Here is a 15,880-nt window from a genome sequence, read left to right on the forward strand (position 1 = left end):
TATTGAGCGCCTTTTTTGTTTTTCATCTCTCAAACTACACTAGATTTTTACGCAAAACTTAATTGGAGATTAATGACTATTTTTATTTATGGCCTTGAGAAATCTCTCCATTTCCAAGCGTGCATCAGGACCGTAGTCGCCGAGTAAATGAGGAGCGGTCTCATAAATCACGTGTTTGCATGTATTTGCACTATTGGCCAAGTTTGCAATGGCGCAAATGCTGTTACCCATTTGTACTGAGGGCCAAACAGTATCCTTTCCCCCAGAAAATAAAAGTAACGGGCCTTTTATGTGCTCTACTTTGATGCGAGCTGAGGCAAAATTGTCGGCGGCTTGAATAGATGCCGCATGCCAATCAAGCATAGTTATCCCTTCTTTTCTGAACGGTTCTCTATGGACATACTGAATGTAATCGACAGGCTCGCCTTCAAAAAGCCAACTCGAGGATACTTCAGAATAATCGTTACCTGGATTTTGAGGAATACCATTCCAAACTACCGCGCTTGGCGCTGTAGCAATGACTCCTTTGTAGTCACTATCGAGCGATGCGAGCAATAATGCCAACTCAGCCCCTTTCGATACACCATAGACAACAACACCGTCGTTGCGAGTATTTGGGTTACGCATTAACCATTCTTTTGCCTTTTTAAGATAATTAAGTGGGATAAGCTCTAATGAGTTAGGTAGCGCTGTTTTGCTATCCCAATCGAAATAAGCAAGAGAAAGCACGGGGTAACCCAAGGCACTGAGCTTCTTCGCCATAAAAGTGTTTTTGCCTCCAGCTGACCCCGTCAATACTATTATTCCGTATTGATCCGCATTGGCGGCGGCGTAATAGTCCCCGTCAAAATCCTGGGTTTCAACGGGTGTCGGGCTGTCTAGTGCAATTGCTGTCATTGTCGTCAGGCCTGCCCATAGCCAAAGCGCAACAGATGTAACCTTCATGTGGATTCCTTAATACAAATTGGTAACTGAAGTTACATAAGTCGAGTGCGAGCAAAAAATAGTTTTAAAAAGGGCGAATCTTTATCAGATAGGCGGCATCACCTTAGGTCATCAAATCCACGTCTAAGGCGGTAAAAAAATAAAATTGATGTCGAAGGTGTGGAGCGATAGAAAGTTTCGACAAAGTGCAGCCTAGCCTATGTAAAGTAGACTAGGTGTATTTTTGCACAATGCCGTTTAGTTTATTTGAAACTCACTTCATCGAAGTGCGTGTTGTTTACAAGGGCTTTCATGGAGACCAACGCGTTGGTTGGGACGACTTCAGAATTCCCCTTATCTACCAGTTTAACGCTTTCTTGTCGCTCGGCGTCGACGAAAATATCGGCAATGATACCTTCTAGACGTTTACCGGACTCACTAGTAAGCGCTACTGGGATGTTGAACATGGCAGCGATTTCTAAGTAATCATGTAAGTCACATTTCAACATGTTGTCTCCCTAGAAGCGATACGTCGCTGCTATTTGAGTGAGTGTCGCCGTATCTTCTGGATCTTCTCCGATTGTCACACGGTTATCTACTCGGTTCTTATTGATAGTGCCCTCAAGCGCGATTTGAACATGCTCATTGACACTGTAAGTCCAGTTCAACGTGAGTGCATTACCGGCGCTAGAATTGATATCTTCAGGTACCATATCAAGCTCGTCTTCTGAGACTAGGTAGCGTTCTATTCGTGCCGAAAATTTGTGGTCTTGCCACGTCTTAGTTAAAGATAAGAAACCTGCTGTGTAGTCAGCATAGACAAGTTTATAGCCCATCATGGTATCACCATGCATGAATTGAGCAGATAGCTCTAGCCCATTCCCTAACATGTAGCGAGCGGCGAGTGAGTGGAATTTGGTGCGCCAAGCGTATAGCCGCTCATCATTTACTACATTGGAGTCTGCTAAGTTGTCATAATAGTAATATCGGATGTCGAACTTTCGCAGATAGTTGGCTTGTGCCCCTACGTAGAACCCCCACTTACCGTCTACTTCATGAAAAGGTTGATTCCAACTGGGGCTATTGAGAATTTCTGGGTTTATCACCGCAGGATAAGGGGCAAAGTTAACTTCATCGTTATTGAGGCTTTGTCTATCGTGTAGAGCAAAACCGCGCCAAGTGAGAAGCGCTCCCAAGGTATCATTGGCTTTGAAGCCTGCTGCATTGAACTGCCAGCTCCATGGGCTACGTCTTTGTCTACCCGGCAGTTTTACCGTTAATTCAAGCCCTGCAGTGCGTAACTCTTCGCCAATCCAGCTGTTGATGGCTGAGTTTGTTAAATAGTGCGAGGACAACCATCCAATGTCGGTATTTTCGACTGATAAGGCCGGGTAGAAAAAGCCTGCCTTTGCACTCACTTTGGCTTTTCCTGCCATCAGTGGCTGGTATTTAACATATGCCTGCGTGAAACCAAGTTGTTGTTCGCCATCTGAATAACCATTGGCTACGCCGTGAAAACTAAAATCTGCACCTAAATCAAAGTCGCCAGTTATGACTGCCTGCGATAGTACGAGATCTGTTCCCGTGTACCTGAAAGTACCCGAACCATCGTCTTGGTAACTGTCAGGGCCCGTAGCGTTTACGCCACTTAAGCGGAACAAACCCTGTACCTCGGCATGAACCATGGAAGAAAACAATAAAGCTGTGGTTATCGATATTAGTCTATACATCTATCTCAGTACCCAGTTAATACTCTTCAAAACCAGTAGAGAAGTCCAACCCCTCTATAAGTTCATCTTCGAGTTGAATTGTTTTCATTTTTTCAGACGCCTTCAATGAATAGACTTTCTCATTGTCTTCAAAAGAAGCGGCGGGATGCCAAAAAGTGATTTCATAGTCATCGCTTGGTACGTCTATAGTTGCGACGCCATCGATGCCAGTTTTCGCAAAATAGGGTGAGTCTGCGACAAAAATGTACCCCACCATCCAATCATGGATATTACAGCCAATTTCGACTAACCCTGATTCTTCAAAGGTAACAGGCTTTGCTTCAAACTCTTTGTACAACTTTAATTCAAAACGCTTCGCTGGAGAAAACGAATAAACATGATGGCGAATGGAATCTGAATTGGGAAAGGCCACCTCGGTGTTTTTCTGAACCACAAGTACATGGGGTGTAAACTGTTTATCAACTTGGTCCATGATGGCTTGCTTTTGGTCAGTCGGTAGTGCACTTGCCGCTGGTGAATTCAGTGTAATAACAGCCCCTTCTACTGGCTTGCCATCACTACCGATAACAGTAATGTTTACATCGTCAGCCAATACTGGACTCACCCCAAACGCTAACAAGCTAGCAATGACTAGCGTAGTTCGCATAGTTTTCTCCGAGACTTTTTAAATAATAGAAAGGATAGCACTTTAAAAGCTTTCACAGTGTGACATTAAAGCACCTTAAAATTTAATTCATTCTATAAATTAGGATTTAATTGTATATTTTAACGTATTTACGTTCTTTAATTTAGATAATAATATTTCAGTTACTGAAGCATTGGTTTACTTTATGAGGATATTATTATGGCTGCTCAACTTACATCGTTACTTTTTTCTAATGGCTCTGCAGGTTTCGCTCCCGTCGTTTTACGCGTAATTGCGGGTTTGACTTTCGCGCTTCATGGCGCTCAAAAGTTGTTTGCGTGGTTCGGAGGATATGGACTGGAAGGTACTGGACAGTGGATGGCATCAATTGGCTTGGAACCGGGTTATTTAATGGCTTTATTGGCAGGGAGCGCTGAATTTTTTGGTGGCTTATTCCTTATCGCTGGACTATTGACGCGACCAACGGCAATCGTTACCGCTTTCACTATGGTTGTTGCCATTTTTGCTGTGCACTTCGAGAATGGCTTTTTCATGGCAAGTAATGGATATGAGTTCGGGCTAGCACTTTTTGGGATGTCAGTTTCATTGCTCATATCAGGCGCTGGCCGATTGGCTTTGGATAATGTGATTGTCTCAAGCGTAAGCAAGGCATCCCCAGAACTTGCCAACGCATAGCGCAATATTGCGAGAGCAGAGCACGTAAACTCTGCTCTCTTATCGTTTGAGGTCTGTTATTTATTGCTATTCTTGTAGCTTTGGCGTCAGGCTGAGTTTGCGTGTGAGCACTCCTTAGTCTTTGTAGGGCTTTGTATTGTTCAAACTGCGTAGGAATGCACTGATTTCAGTGACTTCCTGATCATTCATTTTTTGCCCTAATTGATGCCAACCCGTGAGAAAGACGGCGTCTTCCAGCGAGCTCCCTTGGCCATCGTGAAAATACGGCCATGTATTGGCCACATTACGCAAAATTGGCACTTTGAATAGATACTCGTGTGATTGTCGTCCAGTGATTTCAGCAATGCCTTTGTCTTGCGTGTTAGGGTAGGGAACAACTAAGCCAATCTTCATGTCAAACTGGCCACCCATCATCGGGCCTGAATGGCAGGCCGCGCATCCTTTACGCAAAAATTGTAAAAAGCCTTTCTTTTCTGTGATTGTTAACGCGTTATCGTTACCCGCAATAAATTGATCAAATCTGTCTTCGGTAATCAGGGTACGTTGAAAAGCTGCAAGTGCAGCGGCAATATTCGCGAATGAAACCGGATCTGGCGAGTTCGGAAATGCCTTCTCAAAGGCAGCCAAGTACTTATCCTCTACTCTTTGTACGGCTACAGCTTCAGATGGCAAGGCCATTTCATCTGGGCTAAGTAAAACGCGTTGTGCCTGCGCTTCAAGGGTGGGGACGACAGAATCCCAATTCTGAGCATGCTGGAAACCCGCGTTGAATGTCGAGGGCGCGTTGCGTCTAAGGATAACGCCCGTTGCACCAGTGGGGGTTTTCAGGTGATCTACACCATGACCGCCGTTGAGTAGGTTATGGCAACTATTGCAAGATTGTGTTCGATTCACCGACAGTGCCGTTTCGAAATACAGCATTTTACCCAACGCTATCTGTTGCGCCGTGTCTGCACCGCTGTGTGGCATTCGCTCGGGAATAGTGCCGAACACTTTCGCCTTTTGACGAATTTCAGTGTTGTTAATGTCTGTGGTGGCTGCACTTGATGTACAGGGTAATACATGGCTAAGCGCCAGCAAGCAAAGTGAAATTTTGATCTTCAATGTTAGTCGTCCATCGCCAAGGTTGAGCTTTGCTAATTGCACAAACATCAAGCGCAAATCATCGCAAAATCATAGGGCAAGTATTGCTGTCGTCTTTAACAAAAGAAAATCGAAAAAATTGGTGGGTCTAATCGGCACAAGAGATAAAAACGGCGATATGCCCCTCGCATATCACCGCAAATGAGAATTTAGTCTTTTTGAAAAAGGTTAATGACTAGTTCTTTGTGTAAAAATAACAAGATCCCCGATACTACCCATATTCCAACGGCCGCGCTAAACAGCGCGCCTCCATCACCTTGACCATCAGCACGAATGACTTCTACGCCCAGTGGAGTAAACAGGTGGAATGAAATCGCACCTGTCATTATGCCCATTGCCATGGCGGCACCTAGGGGGATTAGAATCTTTCTGGCAGTAAACAAGCCGGTCAATAGAATAAATGACGCAACCAATTCTGCTGAGCCAATAGTCACTGCGCTAAAAAGACCACCGGGATTAAATAGACCTTCGATACCGAAAGTGTCCGATGCCCACAAATCCAATGTACCAAATATATGCTGCGTCTCTGGGTCGTTAGTGAATTTGAAGCGTAAAGAATTTAAGAAAACAATGCTGATGTAGAGCACCATTACGCCGATGATATTCTTTTTCGTGATGTACCGTTTCATTATTGTCACTCCTGTTGTCGTCACTACCTATAAAGGGGCAGTGTCTTAGATTGCGTGGCAAGTGGTGTGTTTTCACACTCCACATTGCGATTGCATTAAGTGACCGAGGCATGCCGAACAAAATTTCGGCGTTGTATTTTTCGCTATCACGATGCTCGAAATCACGTTTTTGTTTATAACTTCAAGCATAGTAGTGAATAAAAAATATGAAATTCATGCGGTTACAACTTTAGGATAATAAAAATCGGTTGGAAACCAAGCCGCCCCTGTTTCGATCAAAGGGGCGACTGCCACTCGCATTAGCTCAAGAGTGAATGGGTAGACTGATGACAACACAAACGCCAGTGTTATCAGGTAGGTTTGACAGCGTTATATTACCCTTGTGAAAACTCGCGATCATTTGGGCGATGTATAGGCCGAGACCTAAGTGAGGGTCATCATTATGCTGATTGCCTTTATCGGGGCGAACCGAAACCATCGAGTGAATGAGTTGTTCTTTCATACCGTCGGGTAGCAATGGTCCTGGGTTGGTAACAGAGAGGTGCAATTGTTTGGCGTCTTGCCAAACATGAGCAGAAATCACGTCGCCTTGTTCACTAAACTCAACGGCGTTAGCAATGATTTTATCAAGCATCTGAGCAAACAGTTCATCTGACCCTAATACAATGGCTTGGCTCGTCGATTCTTTGACAACAAATTGTCGCTCACGGTAGGCATGTCGATAGCCCTCAACACAGCCAGTCAGGACTTTTACCACATCAAACTGTTCACTGTCCTCTTGTGCAATGGCGTGCTCTAATCGTGTGGCTTCGCTCATGCTGTTGAGAATATTACTCAATCGGTTTAGCCCAGACTGCGCGCGCTCGATAAACTGAGATTGTTGCTCAGGTTCTTTGACATGGCCCAAGGTATCTAGGCTACTTCTGACGATGGCAATTGGTGTACGCAACTCATGTGACAAACGAGAGGCCATATTTTCCAGATAAGAATTGTATTGTTGCAAGCGGCTTAGCACAGTGCTGAATGAGCGAGACAAGTCACCGATTTCATCTTTTTGTGTAACCACTGGAAGTTCACCGATAATCTTGCCGTTGTCATCGATTACCGCCTCAGTACTATCGCGAAGACGGCGGATTCGGCTTGATATACGATTAGCAAATAACAGCAAACTGAGTGTTCCCAGTAGCATAACGGCTAGAATAACGTGAAAGAGTTCTTCAAGCGCTCGGTTTCTCAGCGTTCGTATTCCGTTTGTCGTTTGCTCTACGATAACCGCACCGCGCACGACATCATCAATGAAAATCGGATAAGCTGCAGATAACACAACCGCTTTGTTGTCTGGCGATAACCGCCACAACGAATCCGCTTTTCCATTCAGCGCACTTGAAATATCCCGACCAACTAAAGCGTATGCTCCTTCCAGTTCATCAACAAAATCGGCCGGTGGCTTGGTCAAAATCTGATAGTAAAGCGGCAGTAAATAATCTTGTTCGATGCGATTCCACAGGGTGTCTTTGGGCGGGGTTCTGAATCTAACGTTGATACCATTAGCTGACTGTATGTCACCTGCTTTCGCTAACACGCGTTTGTGTCTGTCTACTACCCAGACCCTAGAATCCGCGTATTTCAGCCCCGACAGTACTCGTTTAATTTCTGGAGATGGTGTTAGAACGGTACCGAGTGCGTCGGTTTTGTTCGGGTTGGCTGTACCCACGGCATAGCGTTTGTTACGCTCAATGGGTTTATCAACGTCAATCAAGGCAAAGGCGAGAGACCCCGATGTCATTTCCAAGGGAAACCTAAGTTCAATATTGTAACCTGAATCAGTTTGACGCCAATGCCCTTGAATACGCAATTCATTGTCAACGGCGCGATATGTGTTTTGCACCTGATCGAGGTGATAAGCGTTGACCCATCCAGAGCCATAGGGCGAAATAACATATCTCTCCAAATCGCCGTTTTCATTGAGAAGACCAATAAGTAAGTGGTCACTTTTATCTACAGAAAGCGAACTGGGACGTCGCCAAACTGTGATGTCGTCACGTACCGAAAACATGGCATAAAGATACGCACCATATCGACCTACCATGTGTTCAAATGACAAGCTGATATCGGGGCGAGGAAAGGAGTCATCAAACCAATGGACCACATTGTTGTCGTCATAACGTTGAACCAGTGGCCATACGCTCTCCCAATCACTCAAGCTACCATCGAGCTGGATTGGGACGTCAATAGGTGGAGCGTAAAGATCGGTTCCCGGTCTGACGGTTTGTAGGTATGCGGATTGATTGTCAAATAGTGCAGGTTGTTCATGAAGCGCGGTAGCGATTGCTCTAGCCGTACCTATCATGGTTTGTTCTTGCCCTATCCTTAAATATTCTTCTAGTTCCCAGACATATTTATAACCAAGCCAGGGGATAGCAAACAAGAACAATGAAAGTAACAACAGCTGAACGCGAATGGACAATCTGATATTCAACATGATTATTGCCAGCGGTAGCCCATGCCGTAAACCGTATCAATGTGGTCGAATGTAGCATCCAATTGGACGAATTTTTTACGCATACGTTTGATATGGCTGGTTATCGTTGTATCGTCTACAACCATTTGTGATTCGTCCATTAGTTGCTGGCGACTTTTTACGTGCCCGGGGCGTTTAATCAATGCGTGAAGCATCCAAAACTCAGTGACGGTGAGGGCAACCTCTTGCTGTTTCCATGTCACCGTCATGCGATTGATATCGACATTCAAATGGCCGATTTTAATTTCATCGCTTTGAGCGACAGGCTTAGTTTGCAAATCCACACGGCGAAACAAGGCAGCAATTCTGGCTAACAAATGCGCCATGCTTATGTCCTTCGTCAGATAGTCATCGGCTCCCATTCGCAATCCACTAATGGTATCGACATCATTGTCTCGTGCTGTGAAAAATATGATGGGAAGAGACTGAGAAAGCTGGCGCAACTGCTGACACAACACAAAACCTCCTTCCATTTCGTCGTTTAAACCAATATCGATAATGGCGAGATCTGGCAGCGACTCGCTAAACGCTTGGGAAGCTGAAGGCCTGTCACTAAAAGAGCGAACTTCGTAGCCTTGGCTTAATAAAGCAGCCTTATAGTTTTCTCTGATTGCTGCATCGTCTTCTACTAATGCAATCACCTTGGGCATAACCGATATCCTTCACTTCTTTACTATGGGATTCATCATACCTCAGAATGTCAAAAATGAGGCAAAGGAGGCAGAAAATCCCCATGATCGCCATATTCTTGCCATTTTCTATCGAGAATAAATGCTAAATCATGATTTAAATCATGCACTTTTGTTGGGCTTGCGGGTGTTTCTACGCATTTTGCGCACGTCGAATATACATTGCTAATCTGCCTTTTAGTATCGTTACATTGGCTCTAGCTTTCCTCAACATTGCCAGATTGTTCTCGTTTAATTAATCCCGTAAACGCAATTCACGGGAGAACACATCATGCGTAAAACATTAGTTAACACCATTATCGCTACTGCCATTGTGACTTCATTAAGTGGTCATGCTCTTGCCAACACTCACACGCAAGAAAACGATACTAAGTCTGAATATACCCCTGCGATTGGCATGGGCTCGGGTGTCCTTGTCGGTGCAGTTATCGCTGGGCCGATTGGCGCCGCGGTGGGTGGGATCTTTGGCGCCATGATTGGCAACGACGTATTGCAAGAAGAAGAGTTAAAACACAGTGAAATGGAGTTAGTCGCGGCCAAACAAGCGTTATCAAGCGCGCAGAAGGAACTATTTGCCATGCATGACGCGATTGAAAGCATGCAGCAACAAGTAAAAGCTACCCATGTGGCAATGGAGTCGTCACCGACAGAACGTGTTTTGGCAATTGAAACCAATGTGCAGTTTAAAACGGGTTCGGCAGAGGTAGAGGACGTTTACAAGCCCCAACTCGACCTCATTGCGTCAGCGATGAAACGCCATGATCAACTGAAAGTCAGACTCATTGGCCATGCTGACCACAGAGGTAACGCGCAATACAACAAGACGTTATCAATGCAGCGAGCGACTAGCGTCAAAGCTTACCTTGTTGATAAAGGGGTAAATAGTGAGCAAATACTCACTCTGGCTTTAGGTGAGGACCAAAGCTCAGGAGTCAAAGGCGAGTCAGCGTTCTTTGACCGAAAAGTGGTAGTGCAAATTGCCGATAGCCCCAACGCATTAACGGCGAGTCGCTAGGCTAGCCTAACAACTCGTCGATAAGGTTGCGCGATGCTGGCGCGCAGTAGGTGAACCCTTCCTCCTGCCTCACCTACTGTTTTTTATTACTACACCAGCGTTCCCCCAAAAGGCGGTCTAATCCCGATGTTTACCGCCTGTCCAACCGCCCTGACGGAGCACCTTATCGCCAAGCTCTGTCGGGGCTTCTTCTAAATCTGTCGCCATTGAGTCGTTCCAACGATTTAAGAAGCCGTACAAACAAATCGCCCCTAAAATCTCGACAATTTGATCTTCTTGCCAATGTTGCTTCATTCTCACCATAAGAGGCTCATCAACGGCATTAGGTACACTACCTGCGGCCAGCGCATAATCGAGGGCAACGCGCTCAGCGTCGCTATACAGCGGACTCGACTGGTATTCCCATACAGCAGCAATTTTTTCATCGCTGATCCCGTGAATACCAGCAGCGATCAATGAATGCGCCTCGCAATACTGACAACCCGCAGCACGGCTAGCAAAGTGTGCTAGAAGGCGTTTGAAACCCAAATCCACGCTGCCCTCAGGAGACATAACGGCATTCGTCAGTACGCCAAACCCTTTTACGATATCTGGTCGACGCTGCATAGTGAGCAAGCTATTTGGCACGAAACCAAGAATGCGTTCGAAAATTGCAAAGTCATCGGCCAGTTCTGGAGTAGTCTCTGCAGGGAGTGGAGATAAATGTGCCATAAATTCCTCTTGTCGTTTTATCGTTTTAATAGAGTGTAGGGGTTGAAATGTGGCAAAATGACAACACCTCTACGGAGTTTGAAAAATTCTAGTTGTGTTAATAACTTGTTAAGCAAATGGCTTGGTCGTTATTTCTATCACCTTAGTTACCGCACAGCAACTCACAATCACCGGATGGTGCAATGAAAGCATTAGATATTCAGCAACTCAAAAAAACCTATGATGGCGGAACGCAGGCGCTCAAAGGTGTCGACCTCGTTGTCGAACAAGGCGACTTTTTCGCATTGCTCGGACCAAATGGCGCAGGGAAATCAACGACCATTGGTATCGTGAGCTCTTTGGTCAATCAAACCGAAGGTACGGTCAATATTTTCGGACACGATTTGACCACACAAAAAGAACTCGCCAAGTCGTTTATAGGATTGGTGCCGCAAGAATTTAATTTCAATCAATTTGAAACCTTGCTGCAAATCGTTTTAAACCAAGCGGGTTACTATGGCGTGCCTCGTAACATTGCCAAAGTTCGCGCTGAGAAATACCTCAAGCAACTCGACTTGTGGGAAAAACGCAACGCCAGAGCTCGTGAGCTATCGGGTGGAATGAAACGCCGTTTAATGATTGCTAGAGCACTGATGCACGAACCTAAGCTACTGATACTGGATGAACCAACTGCCGGTGTTGATATTGAAATTCGACGCTCGATGTGGAAATTCTTAGAAGAAATCAATAACCAAGGCATCACCATTATTTTAACGACGCACTATTTGGAAGAGGCCGAAATGCTGTGTCGAAACATCGCTATTATCGACAAAGGTGTAATCGTCGAGAATACGACGATGAAAGATTTATTGTCTAAGTTGAACATCGAAACCTTTGTACTGGATTTAAAAACGCCAGGTTTCACTCCAACAATTGAAGGTTTCGAATCCAGAATGTTGGATGAACACACATTAGAAGTTGATGTCGAGAAAGACCAAGGTATGAACGGGGTATTTCAGCAGCTCACTGAGCAAAGTGTGCAGGTTATGAGTATGCGAAACAAAGCCAATCGTCTCGAAGAACTGTTTGTTCGTTTAGTTGAGTCAGGCCGCAACGGGGGAGAACAGTAATATGCACAAGAGTGATAATCGCGTTGCGTTAACAACGATTTGGATTAAAGAGTGCACTCGATGGCTGCGAATTTGGGTGCAAACCCTTGTTCCTCCAGCGATCACCATGAGCCTCTATTTTGTAATTTTTGGTAATTTGATCGGCCAAAGAATTGGCCAGATGGGTGGTTTTAGTTACATGGAATTTATCGTTCCAGGCCTTATCATGATGTCTGTGATCACAAATTCTTACGCCAACGTTTCTAGCTCCTTTTTCAGTGCCAAATTCCAGCGCAATATTGAAGAGTTGCTGGTAGCGCCAGTCCCAACTTGGGTGATTATCATGGGGTTTGTTGGTGGTGGCGTTGCAAGAGCCATCCTGATTGGCATTATTGTTACTTTGGTATCATTGGTATTTGTCGATGTTCAAATTCACAACTTCGCAGTGATCGTGCTGACCGTACTATTGACTTCAAGTCTGTTTGCCACAGCGGGATTGATCAACGGCATTTACGCCAAAACCTTTGACGATATCAGCATCGTCCCGACCTTTGTGTTGACACCACTTACCTATCTTGGAGGCGTATTTTACTCGCTGACGCTATTGCCTGAATTTTGGCAAATGGTGAGCAAAGCCAATCCGATTGTTTATATGGTTAATGGTTTTAGGTACGGCTTTTTAGGCGTGTCTGATGTGAATGTATGGTTGTCCTTAGGTCTTCTTGTACTGTTTAATGCCGCGCTATTTACTACCGCATACGTGTTGCTGAAAAGAGGCACGGGAATTAGGCACTAATGACCACAGGTAATTCAAGGGGCATTACTACATCCCAGGAAGGGGTACACGATAAGCTAGACGAGTTGGTTCTCAAATACCAACAAGCTGAGAATCGACGTCCTGTGTCTGCGCATACACAAGACGCGTATGAACATACTCTAGCTTGGTTAGGTGATTGGCAGGGCGATATCGTTCTAGACTCCTGTTGCGGTGTTGGCCAAAGCACCGCCACCTTGGCGCAGCTTTATCCTAATGCGCGAGTTATTGGTATCGATAAGTCGGCACAACGCGTTGATAAGCACGCTCACTATGCCTCAACGCAAAACAACTACATGGTAGTCAGGGCGGATGTAAATGATTTTTGGCGGCTGGTGCATCAAGCTCGTTGGAAAGTGATCAAACACTACTTGCTATACCCCAACCCCTATCCCAAAGGCACCCAAGTCCAAAAGCGTTGGCATGCTTCGCCAGCGATGGTCGATTTAATGGCGATCTGCCCGCACGTCGAAGTGCGAAGTAACTGGAAAATCTACTGTCAAGAGTTCGCTCAAGCTGCTAGCGCCTATGGGCTGAGTACCGAGCTCAAGGTGATAGCCGGTAACGACTATATGACGCCATTCGAGAAAAAATATCGCGAAAGTGGCCAATCTTGTTGGCAGATAAACTGTAAACCGTCAGTGTGATACTGACGGTGCAGGTTGGCAAAAGACGTAGCCTTGAGCGTATTTAACACCCAATTTCTCCACCTGAGTTAAGGTGACGTCATCTTCAATTTGTTCTGCAATAACGGTTATCTGCTTTTGTTTCGCCTTAGTGCACACATGCTGAACGTAATCTTGGACATCCGGCTCTGCCAAATAGTGAGAAAACAACTCGCCCGCCAACTTGATTCCTCTAATAGGCATAGCAAACAATGTATTGATATTAATGGGCGTTTTACCCACATTATCAATAAATACACCCAAGCCACTGTGCAAACTTTTGTCGATAAATCGTCGTAACGCTTCGGTGTGCTCAAGGGCAGTTTGCGCGCTTACCTCAACACTTACTCTCGATGGATTGGGGTAGTCACCCAGCAAGGTGAGTAACGTATTGGTGACGTGATCATCATCGAGGTCGACCGCATTCAAATTGATATTCCAAGGCAGATTGGAATGCATAAAGTAGCGAGCGCTCTGCGTAAACATGGTTTCTGTTAACTGTTGAGCATGGTTGTCTCGTTCTAGCAGGTACAAAAACTCGCTTGGCAGGAACGTTTGCTCCGCAGGTGTTACCAACCTCGCCAAGCATTCGTAGCGCCACACTCTCTGTTGCTGTATATCAATGATGGGTTGGAAATAAGGCACTATACTTTCAATGTGTACGTGCTCTGTGATTTCTCTGATAGGCATAGACGCCTCCTTAACTACCTATCTGGTATTCGTTGCAATCGAAATCGCAATTCAACCAGTATTAGTAAATATAGCAGAGCTGTTCGAATTACGATGAAAAACGTGAAAGGTACAATCAATGAGATGCTTAATAACGCAATCACAATACGAGTTATAAACGTTATAAATTTGGCGTTTATCTGTATTTTGCGGTAAAGTTCGCGGGTTTTGTAATAAAGCTGCAAAGCTTTCAATCGCAACTTCAAGCGTCTGCGTTTTACAAGAATAACGCGTTTATTCAGAAGCTTTAGGATCGGTACAAGAAGGGTAAGAGGTGTTTAGTGGGTGAAGCGCAAGTAAGTTTGGAGCACTTGTTTAGGGTCTTTACCAAGCCTGAACACAAGGACTCAAAACTGGCTCAGATTGAGCAGCACTTATCTGACAATATATTGGATTTTTTGTCCCAGCACGTGGTGACGAAAAAAACCTCTTTGGAAGAGATTGAACAAGATTTCTCACAAGCCCGCATTCCTGAAGCCCCCGATTTTGTCTCTACCCATGCAGAAGCGCTACTCGAAAAGCTAGTTGCACACTCCGTTAATACCTATTCGCCTACCTTTATCGGCCATATGACATCGGCATTGCCATATTTTCATTTGCCACTCGCGAAATTGATGGTCGGTCTCAATCAAAACTTGGTCAAGATTGAGACGTCTAAGGCCTTTACGCCATTAGAGCGACAGGTACTTGGCATGATGCACCACATTGTATACGGCCAAGACGATGCTTTTTACGCTAATTATTTGCACAGTGCCCGCCACGCGTTAGGTGCATTCTGTTCGGGTGGCACGGTCGCGAATATTACAGCCCTGTGGGTCGCTAGAAATAAAATTTTGGGTCCAGGCCCTGGTTTTGCAGGCGTGGCGAAAAAAGGTTTGGCTGCGGCTTATCGCCACTATGGCATCGAGAATCTCGGTATTTTGTGCTCTAAACGCGGCCATTACTCGCTTTCCAAAGCGTCAGATGTGCTGGGAATTGGGCGTGACCAGTTACTCAAATTAGAGTGCCCATCGCAAACGTTATCACCTCAAGCCACATTAGAAGCCGGTAAGCAGTACCAGGAGCAAGGTAACCGTTTATTGGCGATTGTCGGCGTTGGTGGCACTACTGAAACTGGCCATGTTGACCCGCTAGATGAACTAGCTGATGTCGCGAAAGAGTTGGGCTGCTGGTTCCATGTCGATGCGGCCTGGGGCGGGGCAACCCTGTTCTCAAATCAATATCGCGACAGACTCAAAGGCATTGAACGCGCAGACTCAATTACCATAGACGCACACAAGCAGATGTACGTGCCTATGGGCGCAGGAATGGCGTTGTTTAAAAATCCCGAAGATGCCAATGCGGTGCGTCATCATGCACAGTATATTTTGCGTGAGGGCTCCAAAGACTTGGGGGCAACTACCCTTGAAGGGTCTCGTAATGGTATGGCCATGATGGTGTATTCATCAATGCACATCTTTGGGCGCAAGGGCTACGAACTGCTTATTGACCAAAGTATTGAAAAAGCCCAAACGTTTGCTGCAATGATTGAAGCACATCCTGATTTTGAATTGATCACCGCGCCAACATTATCTTTGCTAACTTATCGCGTTCGCCCTGCGTGCCTTGCCAAGCGACTTACTGACGAGAAAGACAGGGTCGCGTTGAATGAAAAACTCGATAAGCTGGTTGTCAAAGTGCAAAAGCAACAACGGGAAGCCGGTAAGTCTTTTGTGTCTCGTACTCGCCTCGAAGCACCTGCCTATCCCGAAGCGCCAGTGACGGTGTTTAGAGTGGTACTGGCAAACCCGTTAACGACTTTAGATGACTTAGAAAATATTCTCGAAGAGCAACACGAGATAGCAACAAAAGCGTTGTTTTGGAATGAATTGATAAAGAGTGAGTGTACACTCACTCCTTAA

The 15,880-nt window shown here is 45.4% G+C and carries 16 protein-coding genes; 6 read left to right on the forward strand and 10 right to left on the reverse strand.

Going from position 1 to position 15,880, the window contains the following annotated elements:
• Nucleotides 1-69: 69 nt before the first annotated feature.
• From AC27G9_RS14940 to AC27G9_RS14955, 4 genes are all read right to left on the reverse strand, one after another.
• The gene (locus AC27G9_RS14940; RefSeq protein ID WP_487075249.1) at nucleotides 70-945 is read right to left on the reverse strand and encodes an acyl-CoA thioester hydrolase/BAAT C-terminal domain-containing protein; all 876 of its coding nucleotides are present in this window, start codon (nucleotides 943-945) and stop codon (nucleotides 70-72) included.
• A gap of 242 nt (nucleotides 946-1,187) precedes the next feature.
• Nucleotides 1,188-1,433 (reverse strand): Rho-binding antiterminator, encoded by a 246-nt coding sequence (locus AC27G9_RS14945; RefSeq protein ID WP_487075250.1) that lies wholly within the window; start codon nucleotides 1,431-1,433, stop codon nucleotides 1,188-1,190.
• Nucleotides 1,434-1,442: 9 nt separating this feature from the next.
• Nucleotides 1,443-2,654, reverse strand: coding sequence for a hypothetical protein (locus AC27G9_RS14950; RefSeq protein ID WP_487075251.1), 1,212 nt, complete (start codon nucleotides 2,652-2,654; stop codon nucleotides 1,443-1,445).
• Nucleotides 2,655-2,670: 16 nt separating this feature from the next.
• A complete protein-coding gene (locus tag AC27G9_RS14955; RefSeq protein ID WP_487075252.1) occupies nucleotides 2,671-3,300 on the reverse strand; it encodes a methylamine utilization protein in 630 nt (209 codons plus the stop codon).
• 198 nt (nucleotides 3,301-3,498) lie between these two features.
• Here AC27G9_RS14955 and AC27G9_RS14960 point away from each other — a divergent pair, with 198 nt between their 5' ends.
• Nucleotides 3,499-3,975 (forward strand): DoxX family protein, encoded by a 477-nt coding sequence (locus AC27G9_RS14960; protein WP_487075253.1) that lies wholly within the window; start codon nucleotides 3,499-3,501, stop codon nucleotides 3,973-3,975.
• A 114-nt stretch (nucleotides 3,976-4,089) separates the two neighbouring features.
• Here AC27G9_RS14960 and AC27G9_RS14965 read toward each other — a convergent pair whose 3' ends face one another.
• From AC27G9_RS14965 to pdsR, 4 genes are all read right to left on the reverse strand, one after another.
• Nucleotides 4,090-5,127: a cytochrome-c peroxidase gene (locus AC27G9_RS14965; protein ID WP_487075254.1), complete on the reverse strand. Its 1,038-nt coding sequence runs from the start codon at nucleotides 5,125-5,127 to the stop codon at nucleotides 4,090-4,092.
• A gap of 140 nt (nucleotides 5,128-5,267) precedes the next feature.
• A complete protein-coding gene (locus tag AC27G9_RS14970; RefSeq protein WP_487075255.1) occupies nucleotides 5,268-5,747 on the reverse strand; it encodes a hypothetical protein in 480 nt (159 codons plus the stop codon).
• 304 nt (nucleotides 5,748-6,051) lie between these two features.
• Complete coding sequence (gene pdsS, locus AC27G9_RS14975; RefSeq protein ID WP_487075624.1) at nucleotides 6,052-8,226, reverse strand: proteobacterial dedicated sortase system histidine kinase; 2,175 nt, start codon at nucleotides 8,224-8,226, stop codon at nucleotides 6,052-6,054.
• 5 nt (nucleotides 8,227-8,231) lie between these two features.
• Complete coding sequence (pdsR, locus tag AC27G9_RS14980) at nucleotides 8,232-8,918, reverse strand: proteobacterial dedicated sortase system response regulator (protein WP_487075256.1); 687 nt, start codon at nucleotides 8,916-8,918, stop codon at nucleotides 8,232-8,234.
• A 310-nt stretch (nucleotides 8,919-9,228) separates the two neighbouring features.
• Between pdsR and pdsO the strand changes: the two genes are divergently transcribed.
• On the forward strand, nucleotides 9,229-9,972 hold the full coding sequence (pdsO, locus tag AC27G9_RS14985; RefSeq protein ID WP_487075257.1) for a sortase-associated OmpA-like protein PdsO: 744 nt from the start codon (nucleotides 9,229-9,231) through the stop codon (nucleotides 9,970-9,972).
• 117 nt (nucleotides 9,973-10,089) lie between these two features.
• On the opposite strand, the gene AC27G9_RS14990 is transcribed toward pdsO, so the two are convergent.
• Nucleotides 10,090-10,683: a carboxymuconolactone decarboxylase family protein gene (locus AC27G9_RS14990; protein ID WP_487075258.1), complete on the reverse strand. Its 594-nt coding sequence runs from the start codon at nucleotides 10,681-10,683 to the stop codon at nucleotides 10,090-10,092.
• 182 nt (nucleotides 10,684-10,865) lie between these two features.
• Here AC27G9_RS14990 and AC27G9_RS14995 point away from each other — a divergent pair, with 182 nt between their 5' ends.
• From AC27G9_RS14995 to trmB, 3 genes are read left to right on the forward strand one after another with little or no spacing between them, the layout of a single operon-like run.
• On the forward strand, nucleotides 10,866-11,792 hold the full coding sequence (locus AC27G9_RS14995; protein WP_487075259.1) for an ABC transporter ATP-binding protein: 927 nt from the start codon (nucleotides 10,866-10,868) through the stop codon (nucleotides 11,790-11,792).
• Nucleotide 11,793: 1 nt separating this feature from the next.
• Complete coding sequence (locus AC27G9_RS15000; RefSeq protein ID WP_487075260.1) at nucleotides 11,794-12,567, forward strand: ABC transporter permease; 774 nt, start codon at nucleotides 11,794-11,796, stop codon at nucleotides 12,565-12,567.
• A complete protein-coding gene (trmB, locus tag AC27G9_RS15005) occupies nucleotides 12,567-13,232 on the forward strand; it encodes a tRNA (guanine(46)-N(7))-methyltransferase TrmB (RefSeq protein WP_487075261.1) in 666 nt (221 codons plus the stop codon). Before AC27G9_RS15000 ends, trmB begins: the two co-directional genes overlap by 1 nt.
• On the opposite strand, the gene AC27G9_RS15010 is transcribed toward trmB, so the two are convergent.
• Nucleotides 13,224-13,940, reverse strand: a complete 717-nt coding sequence (locus AC27G9_RS15010) for an EAL domain-containing protein (protein ID WP_487075262.1) — start codon at nucleotides 13,938-13,940, stop codon at nucleotides 13,224-13,226. The two genes, trmB and AC27G9_RS15010, sit on opposite strands and share 9 nt — an antisense overlap.
• 320 nt (nucleotides 13,941-14,260) lie before the next feature.
• Between AC27G9_RS15010 and panP the strand changes: the two genes are divergently transcribed.
• A complete protein-coding gene (gene panP, locus AC27G9_RS15015) occupies nucleotides 14,261-15,880 on the forward strand; it encodes a pyridoxal-dependent aspartate 1-decarboxylase PanP (protein WP_487075263.1) in 1,620 nt (539 codons plus the stop codon).

It is taken from the genome of Alteromonas sp. 5NS40-0096 (assembly GCF_057544385.1).